This window comes from Caballeronia terrestris, from assembly GCF_001544515.1.
GTDB classification, from domain to species: domain Bacteria; phylum Pseudomonadota; class Gammaproteobacteria; order Burkholderiales; family Burkholderiaceae; genus Caballeronia; species Caballeronia terrestris.
The window spans coordinates 1-874 of the sequence record NZ_FCOL02000527.1; the positions used below are offsets into that span (position 1 = coordinate 1).

Sequence of the window (874 nt, forward strand, 5' to 3'; positions counted from 1 at the left end):
TGGAGCGCGCACATCGTCGAGCAGCGCATCGACAACAAGATCATCCGGCCGAGCGCGAATTACACCGGTCCCGAGAATTTGAAGTTCGTTCCGATAAATAAGCGAAAATAGCAGGCTGCGCGTTCGGATCGCGATTAAACGGGGTCCAACCGCGCAAAGTCTGCCTCCATCATTCACGCTTTTGAAAGGTTTCACTGATGAACAAATTTTTGATCGCTGCAGTCGTCGGCGCCCTGGCTACCTCTAGCATCGTCACGACCAACGCTATCGCCGCGACAACCACCGACGCCAAGGCTGCAACGGCCAAGGCTCAACGTCCGGCACCGAAAAAGCGCCTGATCAAGCGCAAGCCGGAAGCTGCCGCAGCAGCCGCCGCGAAGACCGACCCGATCCCCGAAGGCGCCACGAAGTGGTCGTGCAAGGAAGGCCTCGCCTTCTACATGAAAGGAGACATGAAGCGCGACGCCATCGTCACCGTCAACTGGGCACAGAAGGATTACCGCCTGCCGCGCCAGAGCACGACGACCGGCGCCGACCGGTTCCACGACTCGGCATCGGGCATGGACCTCGTCGTGATCCCGACGAAGGCAATGCTGTTCTCGGACAAGGACGAGTCGCGTCTCGCCGACGAATGTGTGACGCAGGAAATGGCAGCCGGTGCCCCTGCCCCGACGCAGTCGGAAGCGCTGATCAAGGACGTAAAGTAAGCCCAAGTCAGTACTTAAATCAGGAAACTCTCGATGTCCGCACCGATCTCCAACGTCCGGCCCGATCCGGACAAGGTACTTGTCGATATAGTCGACTATGTTCTCAACTACCCAATCGACAGCACGCTCGCGCTCGACACTGCGCGCAACTGCCTGATCGATACGCT

The 874-nt window shown here is 58.8% G+C and carries 1 protein-coding gene; it reads left to right on the forward strand.

The window, feature by feature from the left end:
- Positions 1-197 precede the first annotated feature (197 nt).
- A complete protein-coding gene (locus AWB67_RS38740; protein WP_087660933.1) occupies positions 198-707 on the forward strand; it encodes a hypothetical protein in 510 nt (169 codons plus the stop codon).
- The last annotated feature ends 167 nt before the right edge of the window (positions 708-874 follow it).